Consider the following 22,366-nt stretch of genomic DNA (forward strand, 5'->3'; position numbering starts at 1 on the left):
CCGTGGAGCAGGCTTCCATCGCGGACTGGCTGCACTGGTGGCAGCAGGGCTGGTGGCAACAGGCGGAGGCGGGCTGGACATCCGACTTTTTCGCTCTGCCGCCGGCGGCGCAGCAGGCATTGAGCTGGCAGCAGCCGCAGGCCGTCGCGGCCAGCTTCGGCATCTCCCCCGCCCTGCCGCCGGAACCGTCAGCGCGGATGCTGGCGCTGATCGCGTTCGACGACGAGCGCTGGCAGCGTCTACTGGCGCTGCTGGCCGCCACCTGCGCCCCACAGGCCACGCCGTCCGGGATGGCGGGCAGCGATTTGATCTGGTGTCGGCGCTTAAGCAAAGGCCTGCGCTGCGACAGCTGGCTGGATGCCGCCTGCTTTCATCCCTGGCCCATCGGCGGCCTGCTACTGCTGCGCGCGCTACATCCGGAAAGCTGGCCTCGTTTACGGCTGCGTTTTCCCCCTGAATGGGCCGCACAGCTGGAAGAATACCCCACGTTAACGCTGCCGCACGCCAGGCTGGCGGCGCTTTACGACGCGGCCATCTGGCAGTGTCAGCAATCAGGAACCGAGCCGCATGTGGATCACTAAAAAACTTGCCGTGCTGGCGATGCCTGCCGGGCCGCTGCTGAGCCGCGAAGCGCTGGTTGACCATCAGCAGGCGCTGAGCCTGCTGCAAACGGCGGAACAACAGGCGCAGCAGCGGCTGGCCCGTGCCGAAGAAGAAGCCGATCGGCTGCTGGAAGAAGCCAGAACGCGCGCGGACGCGGCCGTTGCCGATCGACAGCAGGCTTTTGTCGCGCAGGCGGAGCAGTTTTTCGCCGACTGGCAGCAGCAGCAGCAGCAGTGGCAGGAGGCGCTGATCCCCCAGGCCGAGGCGCTGCTGAAACAGGCAATGAATCAGCTGCTGGCGGCGCTGCCCGCCGATGACCGCCTGACCGCCATGCTGCGGCAGCTGCAACAGGCGCAGGGCCGTCAGGCTGCCGCTACGCTAAGCTGCGCGCCCGTCCGACAGGATGAAGCTGCCGCCTGGCTGAAGCAGCATCCGCTCGACTGGCAGCTGGTCAGCGACAGTTCGCTGGATGCCGACACGCTGCGGCTGACCACCGACAACGGCGAGCTGAGCCTGAGCTGGACTCAGGTTTGCGCGGCGCTGATCCCCGACTAGCGCCCTTCTTTTCTGCCACAACAATTTTTTCGCCTCGTCGGAACCCGCTCGCGTTCTCCGCCACTTAATGGCACCCCCCAACCGGAGACTGAAACGATGAGCTATGAAGATTCGATCCAGCGTCGCCTGACCAGTCAGGTCGCGCACGCGCAAAAAGATATGTATCAGTTCGCGCAAGAGAGTCAGGACCAGCCGTTTAACGTCAGTGATATGTACGCCTTCCAGAACGAGATGCTCGACGTCTCCAACGCCAACTGGGCCAGCTCGCAGTACACCCAGTACAAGCATGGTATCCGCAAGGCCATCATTGATGCCATCAACTGATGTCGCCGATCTGATTGAAGCCTGTCTGGATAAAACCAACGGCGAGCTGGCGCTGTGGATTGACGAGATGCCGATCACGCTACAGCGCCTGCCCGGCGGCTGGTTTTTTTTTGCCGAGCTACAGCTGCCTGTGCCTGTTAATGATGCGCTGATGCAGCGGGCGCTGCGGCTGACCGACCCGGCGCTGCATCACTTCGGCGACCTTACCGCCGCGCTTTGCCTGCATCCGCAGCGCGAAACGCTTTGTCTGCTGGCGCGGTTAAAAAGCGACGCAAAAGAGGCCGCCGTCGCGCTGTTAGAAAGTCTTTGTAATCAATGTGAAATCTGGCAGGACACCCTGCTGATGCTAATGCGGCCAACGAGCCTGTAACAAGGAGAGAAGCGTGCCTACGCCGTCTGCTTTTTTACCCTTTCGCCCTTTGCTGCTGGCTTTGGCGATCGGGCTTTCTGTCTCACACAGCTACGCCACTACACCGGAAGAATGGCGCGAAGGCGCCTACGCCTATTCCGCTGACAATACGCCGCTCAGCGTGATCCTGCAGGATTTCGCCGGCAGCCACGGCGTGGATGCCAACGTCACCGGCCTGCCCGATACCTTTGTCACCGCGCGCCTGCGCTCCGACAATGCCGAGGCCTTTCTGAACAGGCTGGCGCTGGAGTATCGCTTTCAGTGGTTCGTCTATAACAACACGCTTTATGTCAGCCCGCAGTCGCAGCAGACCTCGCGTCGTCTGAAGATCAGCCCGGATGCCGCGCCCGATATCAAACAGGCGCTACAGGGCGTCGGCCTGCTGGAGCCGCGATTCGGCTGGGGCGAGCTGCCCGACGACGGCGTGGTGCTGGTCACCGGGCCGCCGAAATATGTCGATCTGATTGCGGATTTCAGCAAAAAATCCGAGCCGGAAACCAGCGAAGACAAGCAAATGATGGCGTTTCCGCTGAAATATGCTGACGTGGCGGATCGCACTATCAAATATCGCAACCAGACGCTGGTGGTGCCCGGCGTGGCCACCATGCTTAACGAACTGCTGGGGCAAAACAGCAACGGTTCGGCCAACGGCGCCACCACCACGCAGAACGGTCGCGGCGGCAGCGACAGCCCCTACCAGGCGATGCAGAACGAAAGCCGCAGCATCATGGAACAGATGATTGGCCGCAATACCCGGCTTGGCCGCAGCAACGAGCAGCAGCCGGGCAAAACGCTGCAGGGGAAAGTCTCCGCCGACGTACGCAACAACACGCTGCTGGTGCGCGACAACAAAAAGCTGCGCTCGGAGTATCAGGAGCTGGTCAGAATGATCGACGTGCCGCAGAAGCTGATTGAAATCGATGCGGTCATCGTGGATATCGACCGCAACGAGCTGGCCCGTCTTTCCACCAACTGGTCCGGGCAGTTCGGCAACGTAACCGCCGGCGCGTCGATGCTGAACGGCGCCAGTACCCTGTTCGTTACCGATTTTAACCGCTTCTTCGCCGATATTCAGGCGCTGGAAGGCGAAGGCACCGCGTCGATTATCGCCAATCCGTCGGTGTTGACGCTGGAAAACCAGCCTGCGGTGATCGACTTCAGCAATACCGCCTTTATCACCGCCATCGGCGAGCGGGTTGCGGACATTCGGGAAGTAACGGCGGGCACCAGCCTGCGCGTCACGCCGCGTTCAATCGGTGATAACCCGGAAAAAGCCGCCGTGCAGCTGGTGGTGGATGTGGAAGACGGCAAGCTGGACAAAAACGAGGACGGCAGCGCGCAGGGTACGGAAAACGGCGTGATCAGCACTCAGGCACTGGTGCAGGAAAAACGGTCGCTGGTGATGGGCGGTTTCCACACCAAGCAGAGCGGTGATGACGAAGAGCGCGTGCCGATCCTCGGCAAAATTCCGCTGCTGGGCAAGCTGTTTACCTCCAACAACCGCACCACTTCTCAGCGCGAGCGGCTGTTTATTATTACGCCGCACCTGATTGGCGACCAGGTCGATCCTTCCCGCTACGTTGATGCGCAAAACAGCGCGCAGATTAACGATGCGCTGCGGGATATCAACCGACGCCATCAGTTCGGCGACATGAAGCGCACCATCGAAAACGCGATGCAGGATCTGGCCGAAAGCCGTCAGCCGGGCGGTTTACAGCCCAGCCAGACGGGGCTGCCGCTCGGCTCGCTCTGTTCGGTACCGCTGACCTTCCGCGCCAGCGCTCGCCAGCAGTGGTACGGCAACGACGCGATGCAGATTTCGGTAGGCGTGATCACCAACACCAGCGGAAAAGAGGCGCGCTTTGACGAGGCATCCTGCCGGGGCGATCGCACGCTGGCCGTGGCCGCCTGGCCGCATACCCGCCTGCAACCGGGCGAATCCACCGAGGTGTACGTGGCTTACGATACGCAGGCGCCGGCCAGACCTGGCCGCGTATCGCTGCTGCAATCGGCGCCGGTGTCGCTGTCCACCAGCGGCGTAAAAACGACGCGCCTGCTGTCGCGCTAATGAGGCTGATAATGAAAAAACCTGTTCTGATCCTGCTGATGGCGATGCTGCTTACCGCCTGTGCAAAGCCTAAGTTCGCGGGCTGTAGCGAGATGTCTTGCCGCCCGGTGTCGGACGATCGGGCCGTCACCATCTGGTGGCAGCCGGATATGCGCAACGGGCCTTTTGACTATTCACAGGCCTCGGTTAATCAGTGATCCGCGTCGATTCCCATCGCGCCTTTCTGGCTGCATGGCAGCGTGGTGAGGCGTGCTGCTGGTGCGATCCCGTCGGACACGAGCTGCGTTTTTATGCGCAGCCCGTGCCGACGCTCCAGCTGCTGCCCGCTCCTTTTTCCCCTTTCCGGCTGCGCGAGGCGCTGATGCGCCGCTTTCTCGCGCCCGGCCGTTACGAAGGCTGTTATCTTTCCGCTACGCCCGAAGGCGCGCCGCTGCTGATGCTCCAACTCACCGGCAGCGAAGTGCCGCAGGATGCGATCGGCACGCTGTATTCGCTGGCGGATATGACGTAGCCAGCAGGCCCCGACATAAAACGGGGAAACGTATAATATAAAAAAGCGTATTCCCGTTTAGGCTACGGATTATCTGGCACTAAATTTCCTTAAGCAGTTTCCGTAGCGGAAAGGTTTCCGTATTCCGGGAAATAAGCCGTAAACGGCCATCTTCAAATGGAAGCTTTACCATTAATATATTGATTTTAATGATATAAATCCAATCAGCCAACTTTGAACTTACTAAAAATGACATCACACCCGAGCTCAGTAAAGCGGCCCTGGCATTGCACGCTCTGTTACTCTTCGATTTCCAGCACTTCATCCAGCTGCTGATCCTCCAGCTCTTTCAGCAGGCGATAGACCTGGGCGACGGCCTTCAGCGTTTCTCGCGGGATATAGTCGCCTTCATTCACCGTTCTGAACAGCGTGCGGGTCAGCCAGACGAAACGGATCACCGGCATCTGCCGTTTTTTGGCTTCCTCAATAATATCCTGCGCATCTAAGCCTTCCGCCTTAAACAGCAGGCGCGGCAGCGGCGTTTCACCGGCGCGGTAATAAAGCCCGACGGCAAAGTGCGTAGGGTTGACCAGCACCATATCCGCCTCTTCCACCGCCACTTCTCTTCTGGGCCTGGGCTCTTCGTTAAGGATCTGATGCGACAGCGATTTGCGATGCCCTTTCATGTGTGGATCGCCTTCGCTCTGCTTGAACTCGTTGCGGATATCGTCATGGCTCATGCGCTGCTGTTTGAGGAAGAAATATTTTTGCAGGCCGAAATCGAACGCGCTCAGCACCAGCAGCAACGCCAGCGTTTCCCGCACGATTTTTATAAACAGCGCCAGCACCGCCTGCCAGAAGCCGTTGAGATCCTCGCCGTAGGCCAGCTGCGCCAGCGGCCCCAGGTCGGGTTCGATCGCCAGGTAAAAAATAACGCCGATGGCGACCGCCTTCAGCACGCTGGTCAGCAGCGTGCTCAGTTGTTTGCCGGAAAACATATTCTTCAGGTGGCCGACCGGATTGATGGCGTCGAACTTTGGCGCCAGCGCCTCGGTAGAAAACAGCGGGCCGAACTGTAGCCAGCCGCCGATAATGCGCAGCAGAAAAATCAGCGCGCAGACGATGCCGCAGAAATAGCAAAGCACCATCACCCCGTCCAGCATCACTTCCTGCATGGCATGGCCGAAAGGATCGTTCAGGCGGGCAAGCGGCAGCATAATCATCGCCTCCAGCCGCTGCATGCCGCCGCCGACCAGCGCGAAAATCGTCTCCATCACGCCTACGCAAATCAGCAGTTTGGGAATATCCGGCGTCTGGGCGACCTGACCCTTTTTGCGCGACTCCTTGAGCTTTTGGGGCGTGGCGTCTTCGGTTTTTTCCGCCATCAGCGCACCCCTTTAAACATGTCCGCCAGCTGCGGCACCAGATCTTTTAAATCGAACAGCCGCTCGCCCGCAACGTAATTCAGGATCGGCAAATAGAGCACAAAGAACAGCATGCCCAACAGGCATTTGGCGGGCATCGCCAGCACGGTAGCCTGGAGCTGCGGGCTGTAGATGCTGAGGATGCCGACGCTAAAATCCACCAGCAGCAGCAGCGCCACCAGCGGCCCGGCGTAAAGCACCATATGCGTGAAGATACCACCCAGCAGCTCCAGATAGACCTTCAGCCCGGCTTCGCCCGGCAGCGGCAGCCACTGCATCGGCGGCCAGAGGCTATAGCTATCCCAGATAATCTGCGTAATGGTCGACAGGCCCAGCCCGACTACCAGCAGCAGGATAATCGACTGCTGCATCAAAAAGCCGAGCGGCGTGGCGTCCGGCCCGAGCTGCGGGTTGAGCTGGCCGCCCGTCAGCGCGCCACGCTGGTTATCAAACAACGCGCCCACCGACTCGAACAGCCAGAACGGCATCGCCATCAGCAGGCCGATCGCCACGCCGATAATCACCTCTTTCAGCGCCAGCGCCGCCAGCAGAAACAGCGAGGGATCGTCCGCCGCCAGCTGCTGCTGGATCATCGGTGCGGGAAACAGCGCCAGCGCCAGCACGATGCCGGAGCGCAGGCCGCCTTTAATGGCGTTGAACGAGAACACCGGCGACAGCAGCAGGCAGGGGAAAATGCGCGCCATCGCCAGCGTCAGCGCAAGGATAAAGTGGTAGCCATCAAAAAGGACGTTGTTCCACATATTGTTAAATCTTTCGGGTTGCCGTTTATAGCTGAGTGGCAGAAAACCACAGAAAGTTCACTAAAAAAGCTATACGGATGTACGGATTACTTAAAGATGGTAAGCGCCTGCTTACGTTCATTGCGGGCAAGATTATTCTTACAAGATATTTTAAGAAAAACCCCCATCACAAGCCCCTTGCAAAAAAAATAAAAAAAGGTAAATCGCGCCCTGAAAAAATAATATTAACGATCATCGTAAAAAAATCATATTCGTAACGAATTTCCCATGTTAAAAAAGAAAGCAGGCGCAGTTAAGACCCTTACAAGGTTGCATAATATTAAATGAAACCGGATTTTAAGATTAAATATCCAATGGGTTAACTCGCCTGGTTAATTAAAAATTATTTTTTCATTGGAGAAAAAAATGCCCACTACTACTGTTAATGACGTACATACGAAAAGCGTTGCCACTTTTAACGATCTGCGCAAGCTTGCCCCTGCCTATGAAGGCGAAAGCGTGCTGCTTCGCTGTCACACCGCCCCTGGTGAGGCCATTTATAAAGGCACCGGCGGCGGCTGGTTTGTCGGCTCGCTGACGGCAGCAACGGACGATGGCGGCACCATTGCCAATACCGCCGGCAACGCCTACCACTGGCGTCGACAAATCAATAACCTGGCAGATTTAAACATTGGCGACTTTGGCGCCGTACCGGATGGTAAAACGGACGCTATCGCCGCGATCAAAGCCATGTATAACTTCACGTTTAAGCATTCAGGCGAGGCATATAAAGCCTGGATTACTTTTCCTGAAGGTAATTATGCCGTATCCAGCCTGAATATTTCTTCTGTTTACCTGCGTATGCTGAGAATTAATGGGCCTACCGTTGCTTACGGCTACTCGCCTGTGGCAAAGCTCACGCTTATAGGCGATGAAGGCAGTTTTGTTTTTAATACCAATGCTCGCCGCACGGAAGTTTCCTGCCTCGAAATTTATGGTCAGTACGATTTAGCAAAAAATACGCGCGGCTTTATGACGAATAAATGCGCCGAAGGACAGTACTATCAGTGCGACAGGCTTAATATTAGCCAAACGGGCGGCATCGTATTTAATATGATCGATACGCTGGATACGAAGTTCAACAGCTTTTACACCAGCAATACTTACGACTCTATTTTGAAAGGCCGTCCGTCTTATCAAAATTCATGGAATCATCTTACCGCTATCGAACTCAGCAACTTTAACGTGCAGGAAAGCCACTCTACTACGCCGGCCTTTGATTTACCGCGCGCCACCCAGTGCTGTATCTACAACGGCTGGATGGAGAAATGTAACTACCCGATGGATATCAGTAACGGCGAGTGGACCATTGACGTGTTCAGTATGGAAGGCGCAACGGTGCCTGCCGATATCACCTTTACAAAAGCTATTTTGCGCCATATCAATTTGCAAAACGCCGCGTTTAACCGTAATAACGCCACGGTAGTGCGCTATCTCGGCGGTTACGATATGGGCTACCGTCGTGAAGAATCTTTTGGCACCACGCTGGCCGGATCCATGGCGGCTAACTGGTACAGCTCCAATCTGCGCTTTAACAACACCACCGAAGCGCCGGTATGGGTTTACGTTGGCGACTATGTCACCACGGCCGAAAGCGATCAGGTTACCGTGCGCTTTTTAGGCGCCCGTTCTGAGAGCCCGGCAGCAAGCGGCGCCATTAATAATCTGACCAATAACTTTGGCGGCGGGGAAGCTATCCTGCGTATGCGCCGGGCGAAAGGCGACGATACGGTTAAAGCAGTGGGCGCGGTGGAAGTCAGGGGATCGAGCCCGGTAACCGATATCCGGCTAAACCGGCCCTATGCGAATAATGTGAGCATCTATGTGAAGCTGCCCGCCAACAGCGGCTACGTTCACGTACAGGTTGAAAGCACTACCGACAGCCGTTTTCATGGCGGCAAGTGCTTCCTGTGGACACCGCGTGGCGAGGTCGTGGCAGATACGGTAGTCAGCAAGCTGAGCTCTCCGTGGACACCGGTTGATGCCGCTGCTTTTGGTACGCTTAGCGGGCACGGCATCGCTTTTGATACCGACGGCACGCTGGTGCTGACCACGAAAGCACTGCCGAAAGACAACAAGCTGCGCGTGCGCATCAACGGTATTAACTATCGTATTCCGTTGGAAATCGATTCCTGACTATCAGCCGGTTTTTATGACCGGCCAACATTAATGGCACGACGGTAAAAGGCAGCGGCAGTAAAATTTATGTTGATGGCGAGCTGCAACAGGCACTTACGAACACCTCGTTTCCTGGCGGCGAAGCTGTCGCGGCACGCAAAATAACGGCTATGAAGTCGCTGACAGAGAAATTTACAGCGCCTGATTGCCAGAGCAGTCGCGTGAATAAACCTGTCCTTTACCCTGTAATAACAACCCGCCGATCCGGCGGGTTTATTTTTTTATAAAGCTAACTTCTGGTTAGTATTTCACGTTAGGCATCATGGCAAAGGCGCTTTGCGTGAGTTCGGTCAGCTCCACGCCGATCCAGCGGCCGGTCAGCGCCAGCGCGACGCCCACCGCCACCAGCTTAATGGCGAAAGGCAGCGTCTGATCCTGAAGCTGCATCACCGCCTGCAGCAGCGAGACGATGACGCCGACGATTACCGCCACGATCAGCGGCGGCGCGGAAAGGATCACCACCAGCAGCATCGCCTGGCGAAAAAGGGTCAGGATATCCATTTTTCCCTCACAGATAGCTGTAAAACAGGCCGTCGAGCAGCCGCGTCCAGCCGCTGACCAGCACGAACAGCAGAATTTTCAGCGGCAGCGAAATGGTCATGGGCGACACCATCTGCATCCCCAGCGCCAGCAGCACGTTGGAGACGATCAGATCCACCACGATAAAGGGGATAAAAATCAGAAAGCCGATCTTGAAGCCGTTTTGCAACTCCGACAAAACAAACGAGGGGATCAGCAGCAGCGGGCTGTCGTGAGATACCGTGGCCGACATCTCTTTTGGCCACATGCGCTGCGCGTTTTCCTGTAGGTGGATCAAGATATCCGGGTCGGTATTCTTCACCATAAAACGCTTCAGCGGCTCCGCGCCGTTGCTGACCGTATAGTCGAGCCGCTCCGCGGACTGGGTGTCAATCGGCACCGTTTTTACCCGCTGGCTGATTTCGTTGAAAACCGGCGCCATCACAAACAGCGAGGCGGCCAGCGCAATGCCGTAAATCGCCATGTTGGGCGGCACCTGCTGCACGCCCATCGCGTTGCGGGTCAGCATCAGCACCATAGAGATTTTTAAAAAGCAGGTGCAGACAATCATTAAAATCGGCACCAGCGACAGCGCGCCAAGAAACAGCGCCAGCGTCATCGGGTTCAGCGATAAAGCATCCATGCGTCTACCGCGCCAGCGGGTTGTGGCCCGGCAGCATCTGGGTGATTTGCAGGCCAAGGCGGCCCTCCACGTCGACCAGCTCGCCTTTCGCTACCGCATAGTCGCCGTGGCAGAGCAGCGCTTCGCCGGGCGTCACGTTATCGATCATCACCGTCGCGCCCGGAGCGAGGGCAGAGAGTTCTCCCAGCGTCAGCTGCAGCTGGCCGCAGCGTACCGACAGCGCCAGCGGCAGTACGGAGAAATCCGTGGCTTCCGTCGTCGATCCCTCGTCCCACTGGGGATCGGGAGTGATCGGCTGCTCAAACTCGTCAGGGGGCAAAGTCACGTCATCGTTCTCCATCTCGCTAAGATAAAAATGAGCCGTCGTACCGGGCGTTATCCGCAACTCTCCGTGCAGCAAACGCCCGGCGCAACGGATCGTTCCACGCCCGTCCGGGGCAAAAAAAGGCTGCGGCGGCAGCACCACATCACCGCGCTTCAGCGCGCCTGGCGACAGCTCGACTTCGCCGATAATCAGCGGCAAAGCCAGTGGTAAATCGGGCGGTAGCGGCATGGCTTCTCGCTGCCAGCCGGGTTTGCTCAGAAGACGCGACAGGGTGTCGGCTGAAAGCGCCAGCAGACTGCGCGCCTCTCTGTCTCCCCATGCCAGCGTCATCACCAGCAGAAATTCGCCCGCTGCTTTTTCTTCCGTTACAGCTATGTGGCCGAACAACGCCAGAAGTTCGCCAGAAAGTTGACTTTGCCACCACGGCCAGTACCAGCTTTGTTCCGGCGCGGTCGCAGGCAGGGCAAAAGTAGGCGTGGCGGCCATCAGCGACAGCACCGCCTGCGCGTCGGTAAATGCCAGCGTGCCCGCTTCGCACTGCCAGACGCTCATTTCGCCGGGCTGATAGCCGTCAGCCAGCGCCAGACGCAGCACGCCCGGTTCACCGGCCAGCTGCCAGGGATAAAAACAGCCCGCGCCGATTTGCCCGCGCAGCCGCGCGGCCTGTTTACTGAGTTTTTTTAGCGACAGCCTGTTCATGCTTCCTGCTCCGACGAGCGTCGTTCGAAACGCAGCCGTACCTGGCAGGCCATGCGCTGACGCAGCGACAGACGACAGCGCTCCTGATGCGGCAGCAGGACGCGCCAGGCGGCGGGCTGCAGCTGCAGGGCGATATCCCAACCGCCTGCGGCCAGCGCGGAAAAGCGGGCGTCGACGTGGCCCAGCTTCGGCAAGAGCAGCGTCAGCGTCATCTCAGCGGGCGGGCGCTGCTCCGTGGCAGCGAGCAGATCCGTTTCGATTTCCTGCCACATCGCCATCGCGGGCGGCGCGCCGTAAGCGCTGCTTTCATCCAGCTGCGCAAAGCCCTGCTGCTGAGAATCGGACTGGCTGAAAGGCGGCGGCGTAAACGGCCTCTCGCCCTCTTCCAGCAGTTCGCTGAACAATGCATCTTCTTCACGCGCGGGCTTGCGCGGCTCGCGGCGTAGCGCAACCTTTTCACCGTCGTCGGCAGGCTTCTCTTTACGCTGCGCGATGCGCGCTTCGCCGCGCTGCTCCCTGTGGCGTTCCGTTGTCTGGCGCTGGAGATCGTGCTGCTGTTGCAGCCGCGCCGCCTGTCTCTGTGCGGAAAGGGTAATCATTCGCTTACCTCCTGCTGTAGTAAAAATTCCAGTTTCTCCACATCGCGCTGTCGCTGCCGCGTCTCCTGACGCGCCGCCTCGACGCGCTGCTGCTGATCATGCTGAGCCTGGGTCAGTTCGTGCAGCTTCAGCTGTCCGCTGTGCACCTTTTTCAGCGCCTGCTGCTCCTGTTCGAGGGCGCGCTCCAGCAGATAGCTGGCCTGACGCACGCCGCAGTTTTGCGCCGCGAAACCCGCTCTCAGCTGCTGATAGCCCTGCCGCCGCTCGTTCAGCTGTTCGCCAGCCCGATCTGTTTGCGTCTCCAGCTGGCGCAGCGTCTGCTCCTGCTCGCGCTGCTGTCTTTCACTGCGGTTGAGCCGCTGACGACGGATCGGCAGCAGCAGATCCAGCGTGCGCCGCAGCTCAACGGCGGCGACGTCGGCAACCGGCTCCGGTTCCGGATTAACGTGACGGCGCATAGCGGCTCACCTCTGACAGCTGAAAACAGGTCTGCTCGAAGCCGGACGGCGCGCGCATCGCCTGTTGCAGATAGCCGTTGATGGCGTCCTGCGCCTCTACCGCCGCATCCGTCAGGCTGTCGTTGCCCGGCTGGTATTCGCCCAGCCGGATCAGCATTTCCACCTGCTGCCAGGCCGCCATCAGCTGGCGCACGGAGGTCGCCTCTTTAATCTGCTGGCGCGCCACCACGTTGATCATGGTGCGGCTGAGGCTGGCAAGAATGTCGATAGCCGGATAATGACCGCGCTCCGCCAGCTTGCGCGTCAGCACGATATGGCCGTCAATCAGCGAGCGCACCTCGTCCGCGACCGGATCGTTCATCGAATCCTGTTCAATCAGCACCGAATAGAGCGCGGTGATCGCGCCGGTAGTGGTTTGTCCGGCGCGTTCAAGCAGGGTTGGCAGCAGCGTATAGACCGAGGGCGGCAGGCCGCCACGTCCCGGCGGTTCGCCGAGCGCCAGGCCGATTTCACGCTGCGCGCGGGCAAAACGGGTCAGGGAGTCCAGGATCAGCAGCACGCTTTTGCCCTGGTCGCGAAAGGCTTCGGCGATGGCGGTGGCGGTAAAAGCCGCGCGGGCGCGCTCCATGCTGCTGCGATCGGACGTGGCGCACAGCAGCACCGTACGGCTGCGCAGCTCGCTATCCAGCTCATGGTCAAGAAACTCACGCAGTTCGCGGCCGCGCTCGCCTATCAGACCAAACACAATCACGTCGCACGGCGTATTGCGCGCCAGTTCGGCCAGCAGCGTGGTTTTGCCGCAGCCTGCACCCGCAAAAATACCCACGCGCTGGCCGACGCCCAGCGTCAGCAGCCCGTCGATGGCGCGCATCCCGGTCGGCAACGGCGTGTCGATCCTGGGTCGGGCCGTTGGCGGCGGCGCATCGCCCAGCACCGGTTTGACATTGTCCGCTTCGCCCGGCAACGCAAACGCGCTGACGCTGCCCGCTTCAATCGGGCGACCAAAGCCGTCCAGCACGCTGCCCAGCAATTGCTCAGACACGCGGATGCTGTGCGGCAGAAACAGTGGCGTCACGCGGGCGCCCTGGGCGATGCCGTCCAGCTGGCCTAAGGCGGAAAGCAGCGTGTGCTGAGGGTTGAATCCCACCACTTCCGCCAGCACACGCGTGTTGTTTTTGCCCTCAATCTGGCAGAGATCGCCAATGCGGGCGCCCGGCAGGCTGCTCTCCAGCAGAATGCCGCTGATGCCGGTAATACGCCCGTAAATGGCCACCGGCGAGAAGCGCGCCAGCCGCTGCTGATGGGCGGCAAACCAGTCGTCAAGCAGAGGAAAATCAGACTTCACCAGTTCACCTTTATCTGTTCCCGACCGGCGAATTCAACTTCGCTGGAGGTGATCGCCACCAGCCGCAAATCGCCAACCTGATCGCCGACAAACAGCCGTTCGCCGGCGTCCGTCACCACGTTAGCCCGCTTGCCGGTGGTGATCTGCACGATGCGGAAAGGCAGCTTCGCGCTGCGCAGTCGCGTATGGTTAACCAGCTGCGGCAGCACGTTATACTGCGCCTGAAAGCGCGTCAGCATCCTGTCGAGGATCTGTAACCGCTCTTTGCTCAGCTCGCCGTTCAGGATCAGCCGTCCTTTATCCATATCGATTTTCACCCCCGGCGTCAGGCCTCGCTCCCGCAGCATCGCCAGCAGCGGCGGCCGCACCTCCTGTAAGGTTTCCAGCATTTTACGGCTGGAAGGCGTGGTGGCGGTCTGCGCCACGGTGGGCTGAAGGATCCAGCTGATAATCGTGAAGCTCAGCAGCAGGATCAGACTGACCGACAGCACCTGAATACCGCGAGAAAAAAGGCGCGAAGGCGCGGGCGCGGAGGCAGCAACCGGTGCGGCGACGGCCGCAGGCGCGACGGGCAGCGGCGCCGCGCGCATCGCTTCCCAGGGCTGCTCCGCCGGCGCCAGACAGAGCCAGACCTCGCCCAGCGCAAAAGGCGTATCGGGCGACAGCGGATCCAGCAGTGGCAGCGGCTCGCCCTCCGCCTGGCGCACCTGGCCTTCAATGCCGTGCAGCTGCCAGCGCTCGCCTTCAAAACACAGCGCGGCGTGCTGAGAAGCCACGCCGTCGTCAGTTAATTGCAGATCGGCCTCTTCGCTGTGGCCCAGCGTCCAGCGCCCGCCGCTGACCGGCAATGCCGCTCCCTGATGGCGGCCCGTGAGTACGCGTAGCTCAAACATAATCCGCTCCTCAGGCATCGAAAGCGTCGATGCCCTCCTCCAGTTCAAGACGACCGACAACGTTAATCGCCAGGTTGGTTTGCAGCTCGGCAAACGACAGCACCGGCACCTGATGGAACTCATCCTGAATCAAACCGCGCAGCGGACTGCGCAGATCCTGCGCCACCAGCAGCACCGCCAACGCCGACTGTTCTGGCATAAAGGCGCTGCGCAACTGGGTCAGGATGGCCATCGTTTGTTCCTGCGTCAGCGCAAAAAAGACCTCGTTCTGCGTCTGGCGCAGCGCGTCGCGCAGCTGCTCTTCCATCTCCGGCGTCAGCAGCCAGACGTGCAGACCATCATCCTGCGCGTACTGATAACAGATGTGTTCTTTCAGCGAGATACGCACCAGATCGGTCAGCAGACTGATATCCCGCTCATGCTGACCGTGTTCGATCAGCGCTTCGGCAATGGCGCGCACCGAGCGCAGCGGGATGCGTTCCGCCACCAGGTTTTGCAGCACGTTAGAGAAACGCGCAATCGGCATCACCCGCTGGAGCTCCTGCGCCAGCTCGGGCTGTTCGCTCTCCAGCCAGCCCATCAGCGCGCGCGTCTCCTGCAGACCGATAAAGTTGGGCGCGCTGGCGTGGATGGCGTTTTCCATCCTTTTCATCAGCAGTTCGTGAAAACCCCAGCGCGGCACGTTTTCGTCCTGGAGCACCGCGTGATCGGCAGGCAGCCACAGCAGCGTCGTTTCTCTTCTGGCTTCCGTGCCGGGCTGCACGCCCTCCTGCGCCGCCAACGCTTCATGTTCGTGGCGGCTGACGGCAGGCGTCGTTACGCCAAAAGTGCCGATAACGCGCGGGATCTCGTAGACCGAATAGCGAAACTCATCGGCGGGCTGCTGCTCCTGAAACTCGATATCAAAAGCGGGCAGCGTAAAGCCGTAGTTATAAACGATGCTGTTGCGCAGGCGACGGATAGCCTGCACCAGCTCCAGCGTTTCCGCCGTGCCGCGCGCGTTGGCCGGAAATTGCAGCAGGTAGGGCCGCGTGGGGTTGAACTGGCGTAAATCTTCCGTGCCGTTCAGCTCGGGCGGGATCACCTCGTTTTCCATCTGCGGCTGGCTGGCTACCAGCTCTCTTTTTGTGCGCCACACCTGAAAACTGCCCGAGGCCAGCGTCAGCAGCGCCAGCACCACAAAGACGCCGGTCGGCATCCCCGGCAGCAGCGCAAAGCCGAACATGCCGATGGAGGAAAAAATCCAGGCTTTAGGCTGGCTGGTGAGCTGCTCCGCAATTTCCCGACCGATATTGTTATCCATGCTGCTGTCGCCGTCGGACGAAACGCGGGTGATAATCATCCCGGCCGTCAGCGAGATCAGCAGCGCCGGGATCTGCGCAATCAGGCCGTCGCCGATAGTCAGCACCGAATAGGTGTGCATCGCATCGCCTGCCGGCATTCCCAGCTGCATTACGCCGATGCTGAAACCGCCGATCAGGTTAATAAAGAGGATAACTAACCCGGCGATCGCATCGCCTTTTACAAACTTCATTGCGCCATCCATTGCGCCGAACAGCTGGCTCTCTTTCGCCAGATCGACACGTTTACGTTTGGCGGTATTCACATCGATGATGCCCGCGCGCAAATCGCTGTCGATCGACATCTGCTTGCCCGGCATCGCGTCCAGCGTAAAGCGTGCGGCCACCTCCGCCACCCTTTCCGACCCTTTGGTGATCACCAGGAAGTTCACCACGGTCAGGATCAGGAACATCACCATCCCCACCGCAAGGTTGCCGCCGACCACGAAGGTGCCGAAAGCGGCCACGATATGGCCCGCGTCCTGCTGTACCAGGATCTGTCGCGTGGTGGAAATCGACAGCGCCAGCCGGAACATGGTGGTCAGCAGCAGCACCGCCGGAAAGCTGGAAAACGCCAGCGGCTTGGGCAGATACATCGCCAGCACCACCAGCAGCGAAGAGAGACAGATATTGACGGCAATCAGCGCATCGATCAGCCCCAGCGGCAGCGGAATAATCAGCATAAACACGATCGCCAGCGCAAACATCGCGCCGATGATCTCGGAGCGCTGCATGGCCGCCAGCGCGATGCGGTTGAGGATCAAAAACAGGTTGTTCATACCGCTCCCTGACTTCCCGCGCGGTTCTGGTCATTGATAAGTTTGGTGATGGTAGCGCGCAGCAGCGTCGCTGCTTCCGGCTGATTTTTCTGGTCCCGCCACAGCTTCGGCGGCATATCGTTGACCAGCGGCAGCAGCCCGTTCAGAAAGCGCATCCGCGCCTGCGGCTGTTCGACCTCGAACTCTTTCACGATGGCGGTGATATCGCGCGGCTGTAGCCCCATCTCCGCGATGCCCAGCAGACGTCGGGTCATCGCCAGGCCGTCGAGCGCAGAGAGCGGAATTTTCCCGCCGCTGCGTAGCCGGTTAAGCAGTTTGTCGCTGTTAGCGATCATCTGCGTCAGCTGCCCCGCCTCGCTCAGGGCAACATGGATTTTGTGCAGCGAGCGCGAAGAGAGCGAAGGCGTCAGCGAGGCAATATCCTCCGCCAGCGCGCGCTGTAGAGTACGCAGCCCTGGTACAAACTGCTCACGACCAAAACGCTCCAGCAGGCTGTCCAGCATTACCGCCGCCGACTGATGCTTAACGATGCCGTGATAGTAGAGATGACGTATCGCCTGCTTTTCCGTGGGGTCGGTGGTAAAGCTGGCGATGGCCGAGGCCGTATTCAGCCCGGCCCTTACGCTTTCGCCGTACTGCTCGTCGAGTTTGTTCAGCGCCTCGCCAGCGGCGTTGGCGGTCGCAATATCGCCGCTGCGATCGGCTTCGCGCAGCGTCATCCGCAGCAGCAGATCGCAGCGCGCCGGATCGTTGTCCACAGAGGCCACCAGCTGCTCCGCATCCGGCTCCCGCCCCAGCACCCCTTTCAGGGCACCAAGCCGCGCCTCCAGCTTCTCCTGCTGTTCGTCGTCCAGCATCTGGTAGAGTTCGCCAAGCCGCTCGATGCGCTCTACCGCGCCGCGATTGCTGCGCAGATGCTGGGTATTGATCTGCCGACGGTTCAGGCCCTTGGTTTTTTTCTCTACCTTTTCGCTGAACATCATGCCGATCTCTTCCAGCGAATCGGTCAGCGAGGCGGCCGCCAGAGGGGTGTTTACTGGTCTTGCCCGAACCTCCGGGCCTGTACCCGTGCCCGTTGCTGCCGGACGCGGTATATCCTGCTTTAACACCGTTTTGGCCAGCGCCTGTTGATACTGAAGAGAAGATTGGACTTTTATCATCCCGGCCCCAAAGGTTGATTTCGCGATGGGATTAAGTGGTAAAAAAACGAAGCCGGTTCCCCAATAAATAAAAGTAAAAAAAAGACGACCAGCTGAAACTTTCAACCTCCGTTATTAGTGTAAAAACTTGCACAACTCTTTTTGCTTTTTTGTCGCTATTTGTCTCAGATGATTCTTAGTTAATTCAGAACAACCGCGCTATGACTGCTATTTCATCTTTTTTCTGGCCTGGCACACCCTTTGCAATAACAACGTATCTGAATAATGCCAGGAGCAAAAAAATGTTAACTGCCACGCCAATTGAAATGTCTTTTACCCCTGAAGCCCCGGTCGCCGTTTTATGGCAGGAAATTCTTTGCCAGCAAAATCGCAAGCTGCATAATTTTATTCGCAAGCGTGTTTCAAATCGGGAAGACGTGGAGGACATTGCGCAAATGACCTGTGTGGAAGTGCTGCGCAACAGCCATAAATTTTTAGGCGCATCGCGGCCGGAAACCTGGCTTTTTGGCATCGCCGCCAATTTGATCCGCAACTACTACAAAACGCATCAGAACCGTTTCCTCTTTGACAGCATCAACGAAGACAACGTGCTGGAGCTGATTCAGGAATGCGATCCCAGCGATATTATCGCTAACGATCAGCTACTCAGCGTAATGGCCGCGTCGATCGATCGCCTGCCGGAAGAGACGCGGCGGATGCTGACGATCCTGGTGGAGCGCAACGGGAGCTACCAGGACGTGGCAACCTCGCTGAATATCCCTTTAGGCACGGTAAAATCGCGCCTGTCGCGCGTGCGTGAATCGCTGAAAAGCACGATAAGCTGAGGAACAGGATTTTTGCAGGCTGATGCGCGTAATAATTAATTATTTGCGATCCGTCACCATTTTCAGAGTCAGGTTAATGGCCTCCTGACAGAATATTTGCTGTACTGAGTCAGTTAAAAAATTTTTCTGAGCTGCACGATAAGCTGTAATAATTTATGCTTATTATCCCTTTTTCATTAAACAGAGAGAGAAATGCTTTCGTCTGAGATATTTAGCCTTAACGTCAGTAAAGAGCCTTATAATGGCCGCGCCATTCTGCCCGACTTCGCGCTTGACCGCGTTAACGACGCCATCTATTTGGTGCGTCAGGATGCCCAACTGGCTTATATCAATAATAAAGCCTGCGAAATGCTCGGTTATAATTACCAGGCGCTTATTCGATTAAGCTATTCCGATATTGAAGGCGAACTGCAGGATCCCGACGTCGCCGCGCTGTGGTGGAAACTGAGCCTGCGGCCGGAAGGGATCCGCTTTACCTCGCAGCACCGTATGCATAACGGCGAAATCATCCCGGTCGAGGTTAACTCCAGCGCCTGGGAGCACGAGGGCGAAATGCTGGTACTGTGCGTGGTGCGCGACGTGCGCGAGCTGAAGCAGCGCACGGAGCGCTATTTGCAGCAGGAGCAGCAGTTTCGCTCGCTGGTGGAAAACTCGCCGGATCTGATCGCACGCTTCGATACCGATCTGCGCTGCCTTTATGCTAATCCGCGCGTGCTTGATTTAATCGGCTGTAGCGAAGAGAAGGCGCGCGGCTGGCGGCTTACCGACAGCATTCCGTTTGATGAGCCTGGTATGCAGCTGTTTCGCCTGGTTTCCAATACGCTGGCAAGCGGCGAAAAGAGCGAATCGGAACTGGAGGCGCGCTTTGGCGAACGCGCGATGGTGCTGCACGTGCGCTGCGTACCGGAATACGATTTGAAAGGCGAAGTGGTGACAATCCTGGCCGTGGGTCGCGATATCACGCGCCTGCGGGAAGTGGAAAACGAAGTGCGCGCCGCGCATCATCAGCTGCGCCTTCTTGCCAGTAATCAGCAGGAGCGCACCGAGCAGGAGCGCAAGCATATCGCGCGGGAGATCCATGACGAGCTGGGCCAGCATTTAACCAGCCTGCGCGCCGGGCTGTCGGTTATCGGCATGCAAAGCAAAAATCCCGCTCGCGTTTCCAGCCAGGTGGATTACCTGATGACGCTGATCGACAGCACCATCCAGGTGGTGCGCGACGTCTCCACGCGGCTGCGCCCCAATATGCTGAACATGGGGCTGATGCCCGCGCTGGAGTGGCTGCGCGACGAGTTTGTCAAAAACGGCGGCTGTAGCTGTATGCTGATCGTCCCGGAAGGCAAGCCGGTAGCGCTCTCCGACCAGGTAGTGACCACGGTGTTCCGCATCGTGCAGGAGTCGCTTACCAATATTTCCCGTCACGCCCGCGCCAGTAAGGTATCTATTATTGTCCAGACCACCCGCGACGCGCTGGTGATCCAGGTACGCGATAACGGCCGCGGTTTCCAGATGCACTCCGTGCGTCACGACGCCTTCGGGCTTTTAGGGATTAAAGAGCGTGTGGATATGCTGAATGGTCAGGTGACCATCACCAGCCGTCCCGGCGAAGGCACGCAGCTGGAACTGACCCTTCCTTTAAAAAACCAGGCCTATTTTCCGTCAGCAACCAGGGATGCAGGATGAATGATGTCATAAGATTAGTGATCGCCGACGATCACGCCCTGATGCGTGAAGGGCTGAAACAGATATTTGCGCTCGACGACCATATCACCGTCGTGGGCGAGGCTGGCGACGGCGGTCAGGTACTGGAAAGGCTGCGTCTTGGCGGCCTCGATCTGCTGCTGCTGGATATCTCTATGCCCGGCATCAGCGGCGAAGATTTAATTAACCGTATTCGCTCGCAGTATGAAGATCTGCCTATTCTTGTGCTGAGCATGTTTAACGAACCGCAGATCGCCCGTCGCGTGCTGAACTGCGGCGCGGGAGGCTACATCACCAAGGACAAAAATCCGGATGCGCTGCTGGCGGCGATCCGCAGCGTGGCGCGCGGATCGCGCTATATCGACCATGATCTGGCGCAGGAAATCGTCTTTGCCGAATACCAGAACGGCAACCGCGCGCTGCACGAAACGCTGACGACCCGCGAACGCCAGATCCTGCTGATGCTGGCGCACGGCGAAACCATCAACGCCATTGCCGAAGCCCTGGCAATCAGTAATAAAACCGTCAGCACCTATAAGTCGCGCATGATGGAGAAAATGCAGTTCAGCAGCAACGCCGATATCGTCAGATACGCGATCAGCCACCGCCTGGTGCAGTAGCTTCAGGCGTTTTGACCTCCGTTTCTTCCACGGGCGGCGTCTCTGCCGCCTGTGGTTTCTCCGGCTGCCAGGCGCGGTGGTGGCGCTTGCTGACCAGGAAAATCGGCGTGGCGATAAACAGCAGCAGGCTGCCCGCCATACCGCAAACCAGCAGGCTGATGCCGCCCGGCCAGCCCGCGCCGGAGGTTAATCCGGCCACGACCAACGCCAGGATAAAGAAGAAGGAAAGCGTCAGGCTGACCGGCCAGATATTGGTAATATCCATATCGCTGAGCGCCATTTTCACCGGTTTTACCGCGCGCTTCTCGGCCTCTTTCTCTGCCCGGATCCTGCCTTTTACCGCTTCCAGATCGATACCTGGCGCAATAAAATCGCCCAGCTGCTGCGGATGATGCAGCTCGTCAAAGACGCGCGCGACGGGCGGGAAAGTCAGCGGCCAGCTGGCGCTGTGCACGCCGTAGGCGGTCAGCGCGGGCAAGGTAATGCGCGGCAGCTGCACGGGTTGCAGATAGCGGTTGTTGTAAACCACCCAGCTCTGGCGCGTTTCACCCCGCATAACGTGATAAAGCCGAAAGCGATCCGCTGGCGGGTAATGCAGATGACTGACGCGCGCGCGTATCGAAGGAATATGGTGATAGCGGCAGTAGTTGACCCGCCCCTGTCCCTGCGCGGCCAGCAGCACGCCCAGCGCAGGTAAAAAATACCAGGAGGTACCATCCGCCGCGAACGGGCCATTAAGATGTTCAAGAAACCTTGCTTCGCTGCTGCCGTTCAGATGTTCAGGCCACCAGCGCCAGCTGCGGCCAATTACGCGTTCGGTCGGCACGTTAAATACGCCCATCGGCTCCGTTTCCGCAGGCAGAATGGCAAAAGGAAAAATCTTGCTGAAAAAGGTCAGCGCGTCATCCGCCCCATCCCATTCACCGCCTGCTTCCAGGCCATGCAGATTCGAGGTCAGCTCCGCCCAGCCGTTTTTACCCAGCAAATCGACCTGATATTTGGTATCCGCCAGCCTTTTACCCAGCCGCAGAATCGACGACGGAATGCCGTCCAGCGGCAGATCGGGCACCTGGAAAGCGATGTCTGTTTGTTCTTCCATACTGCAATAATCCCCAAAGGCGAGCGCCCGCCCATTCGGTCAGATAATAAAAAGAAGCCGCAAGGCTGAATATAAAAAGCTGCGCCAGCGGCCGACGGCAGCCACGCCAAAAAATTTGGCTTAAGTTAAAAAGTTGCGACAATTCAAAAGATTATACGTACCAGCCTTGTTATCTGGCAACCAATGAAATAACCCGCAACAAGAAAAAGGATGAGGTTCGCCGCGCCAGGAAAATAGTCGTTAAAAAAGAAAAGGTAAGCATAGACGGTTAATCCACAATTAAAGTAGCAGAATAATGAAAGGGAGCGATTCGGCAGAATAACTACGCTTAAGTTAAATTGGCGGTAACAATAACTTTTGTTTTTTTGCCACGTCGGCCGATGCTTTCTGATAGCCAGACGAGCTGATGCGGCTCGCAAATCACGCCAGCCTTGTTTCATGCATTTTCATTATTTTATGCGCCGTTATCCAAAACTAAAAAGCGATACCCTTCTGCGGCCAAAAAGCGCCT

General features: G+C 58.4%; 23 protein-coding genes. 11 read left to right on the forward strand and 12 right to left on the reverse strand.

Features of this window, described 5'->3' with window-relative positions; translation table 11 throughout:
* The first annotated feature begins 2 nt into the window (after positions 1 to 2).
* The 7 genes from QZH36_RS06640 (at position 3) to QZH36_RS06670 (ending at position 4,470) form a co-directional block, all read left to right on the forward strand.
* The gene (locus tag QZH36_RS06640) at positions 3 to 581 is read left to right on the forward strand and encodes a type III secretion protein HrpD (RefSeq protein WP_253454941.1); all 579 of its coding nucleotides are present in this window, start codon (positions 3 to 5) and stop codon (positions 579 to 581) included.
* Positions 568 to 1,158 carry a type III secretion system stator protein SctL gene (gene sctL, locus QZH36_RS06645; protein ID WP_301252576.1) on the forward strand — a complete coding sequence of 197 codons (591 nt, stop codon included), beginning with the start codon at positions 568 to 570 and terminating at the stop codon, positions 1,156 to 1,158. Before QZH36_RS06640 ends, sctL begins: the two co-directional genes overlap by 14 nt.
* Positions 1,159 to 1,254: 96 nt before the next feature.
* A complete protein-coding gene (locus tag QZH36_RS06650; protein WP_253454943.1) occupies positions 1,255 to 1,482 on the forward strand; it encodes a type III secretion protein HrpF in 228 nt (75 codons plus the stop codon).
* Complete coding sequence (locus tag QZH36_RS06655; protein ID WP_253454944.1) at positions 1,469 to 1,852, forward strand: type III secretion system chaperone; 384 nt, start codon at positions 1,469 to 1,471, stop codon at positions 1,850 to 1,852. Before QZH36_RS06650 ends, QZH36_RS06655 begins: the two co-directional genes overlap by 14 nt.
* Before the next feature lie 13 nt (positions 1,853 to 1,865).
* Positions 1,866 to 3,959 carry a type III secretion system outer membrane ring subunit SctC gene (gene sctC / locus QZH36_RS06660; protein WP_253454945.1) on the forward strand — a complete coding sequence of 698 codons (2,094 nt, stop codon included), beginning with the start codon at positions 1,866 to 1,868 and terminating at the stop codon, positions 3,957 to 3,959.
* 11 nt (positions 3,960 to 3,970) lie between these two features.
* Positions 3,971 to 4,156 (forward strand): HrpT family type III secretion system protein, encoded by a 186-nt coding sequence (hrpT, locus tag QZH36_RS06665; RefSeq protein ID WP_125288536.1) that lies wholly within the window; start codon positions 3,971 to 3,973, stop codon positions 4,154 to 4,156.
* Positions 4,153 to 4,470 carry a hypothetical protein gene (locus tag QZH36_RS06670; RefSeq protein WP_253454947.1) on the forward strand — a complete coding sequence of 106 codons (318 nt, stop codon included), beginning with the start codon at positions 4,153 to 4,155 and terminating at the stop codon, positions 4,468 to 4,470. Before hrpT ends, QZH36_RS06670 begins: the two co-directional genes overlap by 4 nt.
* Positions 4,471 to 4,748: 278 nt before the next feature.
* Here QZH36_RS06670 and sctU read toward each other — a convergent pair whose 3' ends face one another.
* Together sctU and sctT are read right to left on the reverse strand one after the other, a co-directional pair.
* Positions 4,749 to 5,834 carry a type III secretion system export apparatus subunit SctU gene (gene sctU, locus QZH36_RS06675; protein ID WP_253454948.1) on the reverse strand — a complete coding sequence of 362 codons (1,086 nt, stop codon included), beginning with the start codon at positions 5,832 to 5,834 and terminating at the stop codon, positions 4,749 to 4,751.
* Entirely contained in the window at positions 5,834 to 6,634 is an 801-nt protein-coding gene (gene sctT, locus QZH36_RS06680; RefSeq protein ID WP_253454949.1) for a type III secretion system export apparatus subunit SctT, read from the reverse strand. The genes sctU and sctT overlap by 1 nt, the downstream gene beginning before the upstream one ends.
* A 405-nt stretch (positions 6,635 to 7,039) precedes the next feature.
* Here sctT and QZH36_RS06685 point away from each other — a divergent pair, with 405 nt between their 5' ends.
* The gene (locus tag QZH36_RS06685; RefSeq protein ID WP_253454950.1) at positions 7,040 to 8,809 is read left to right on the forward strand and encodes a putative phage tail protein; all 1,770 of its coding nucleotides are present in this window, start codon (positions 7,040 to 7,042) and stop codon (positions 8,807 to 8,809) included.
* Between the two features lie 282 nt (positions 8,810 to 9,091).
* Here QZH36_RS06685 and sctS read toward each other — a convergent pair whose 3' ends face one another.
* Genes sctS through sctW form a run of 9 tightly spaced genes read right to left on the reverse strand, consistent with a single transcriptional unit; the run spans position 9,092 to position 17,611 of the window.
* Complete coding sequence (gene sctS / locus QZH36_RS06690) at positions 9,092 to 9,352, reverse strand: type III secretion system export apparatus subunit SctS (RefSeq protein ID WP_253454951.1); 261 nt, start codon at positions 9,350 to 9,352, stop codon at positions 9,092 to 9,094.
* A 7-nt stretch (positions 9,353 to 9,359) separates the two neighbouring features.
* A complete protein-coding gene (sctR, locus tag QZH36_RS06695) occupies positions 9,360 to 10,013 on the reverse strand; it encodes a type III secretion system export apparatus subunit SctR (RefSeq protein WP_125288530.1) in 654 nt (217 codons plus the stop codon).
* A 4-nt stretch (positions 10,014 to 10,017) separates the two neighbouring features.
* A complete protein-coding gene (locus tag QZH36_RS06700) occupies positions 10,018 to 11,037 on the reverse strand; it encodes a FliM/FliN family flagellar motor switch protein (protein ID WP_253454952.1) in 1,020 nt (339 codons plus the stop codon).
* Positions 11,034 to 11,636 (reverse strand): type III secretion system HrpP C-terminal domain-containing protein, encoded by a 603-nt coding sequence (locus tag QZH36_RS06705; RefSeq protein WP_253454953.1) that lies wholly within the window; start codon positions 11,634 to 11,636, stop codon positions 11,034 to 11,036. Before QZH36_RS06705 ends, QZH36_RS06700 begins: the two co-directional genes overlap by 4 nt.
* Positions 11,633 to 12,094 (reverse strand): type III secretion protein, encoded by a 462-nt coding sequence (locus QZH36_RS06710; protein WP_301252571.1) that lies wholly within the window; start codon positions 12,092 to 12,094, stop codon positions 11,633 to 11,635. The genes QZH36_RS06705 and QZH36_RS06710 overlap by 4 nt, the downstream gene beginning before the upstream one ends.
* Positions 12,078 to 13,439 carry a type III secretion system ATPase SctN gene (sctN, locus tag QZH36_RS06715; protein ID WP_301729849.1) on the reverse strand — a complete coding sequence of 454 codons (1,362 nt, stop codon included), beginning with the start codon at positions 13,437 to 13,439 and terminating at the stop codon, positions 12,078 to 12,080. Before sctN ends, QZH36_RS06710 begins: the two co-directional genes overlap by 17 nt.
* Positions 13,436 to 14,332 (reverse strand): FHA domain-containing protein, encoded by an 897-nt coding sequence (locus tag QZH36_RS06720; RefSeq protein ID WP_301729850.1) that lies wholly within the window; start codon positions 14,330 to 14,332, stop codon positions 13,436 to 13,438. The genes sctN and QZH36_RS06720 overlap by 4 nt, the downstream gene beginning before the upstream one ends.
* Positions 14,333 to 14,342: 10 nt before the next feature.
* The gene (gene sctV / locus QZH36_RS06725) at positions 14,343 to 16,451 is read right to left on the reverse strand and encodes a type III secretion system export apparatus subunit SctV (protein ID WP_253454957.1); all 2,109 of its coding nucleotides are present in this window, start codon (positions 16,449 to 16,451) and stop codon (positions 14,343 to 14,345) included.
* On the reverse strand, positions 16,448 to 17,611 hold the full coding sequence (sctW, locus tag QZH36_RS06730) for a type III secretion system gatekeeper subunit SctW (protein WP_301252566.1): 1,164 nt from the start codon (positions 17,609 to 17,611) through the stop codon (positions 16,448 to 16,450). Before sctW ends, sctV begins: the two co-directional genes overlap by 4 nt.
* Positions 17,612 to 17,892: 281 nt before the next feature.
* On the opposite strand from sctW, the gene QZH36_RS06735 reads away from it, so the two are divergent.
* The 3 genes from QZH36_RS06735 (at position 17,893) to QZH36_RS06745 (ending at position 20,756) form a co-directional block, all read left to right on the forward strand.
* Entirely contained in the window at positions 17,893 to 18,435 is a 543-nt protein-coding gene (locus QZH36_RS06735) for an RNA polymerase sigma factor (RefSeq protein WP_253454959.1), read from the forward strand.
* A 192-nt stretch (positions 18,436 to 18,627) separates the two neighbouring features.
* Entirely contained in the window at positions 18,628 to 20,118 is a 1,491-nt protein-coding gene (locus QZH36_RS06740; protein ID WP_253454960.1) for a PAS domain-containing sensor histidine kinase, read from the forward strand.
* On the forward strand, positions 20,115 to 20,756 hold the full coding sequence (locus QZH36_RS06745) for a response regulator (protein WP_253454961.1): 642 nt from the start codon (positions 20,115 to 20,117) through the stop codon (positions 20,754 to 20,756). Before QZH36_RS06740 ends, QZH36_RS06745 begins: the two co-directional genes overlap by 4 nt.
* Here QZH36_RS06745 and QZH36_RS06750 read toward each other — a convergent pair.
* Positions 20,734 to 21,855, reverse strand: coding sequence for a hypothetical protein (locus QZH36_RS06750; protein WP_253454962.1), 1,122 nt, complete (start codon positions 21,853 to 21,855; stop codon positions 20,734 to 20,736). The two genes, QZH36_RS06745 and QZH36_RS06750, sit on opposite strands and share 23 nt — an antisense overlap.
* Positions 21,856 to 22,366 lie beyond the last annotated feature (511 nt).

The organism is Erwinia wuhanensis (assembly GCF_030484085.1).
Lineage (GTDB): Bacteria > Pseudomonadota > Gammaproteobacteria > Enterobacterales > Enterobacteriaceae > Erwinia > Erwinia aeris.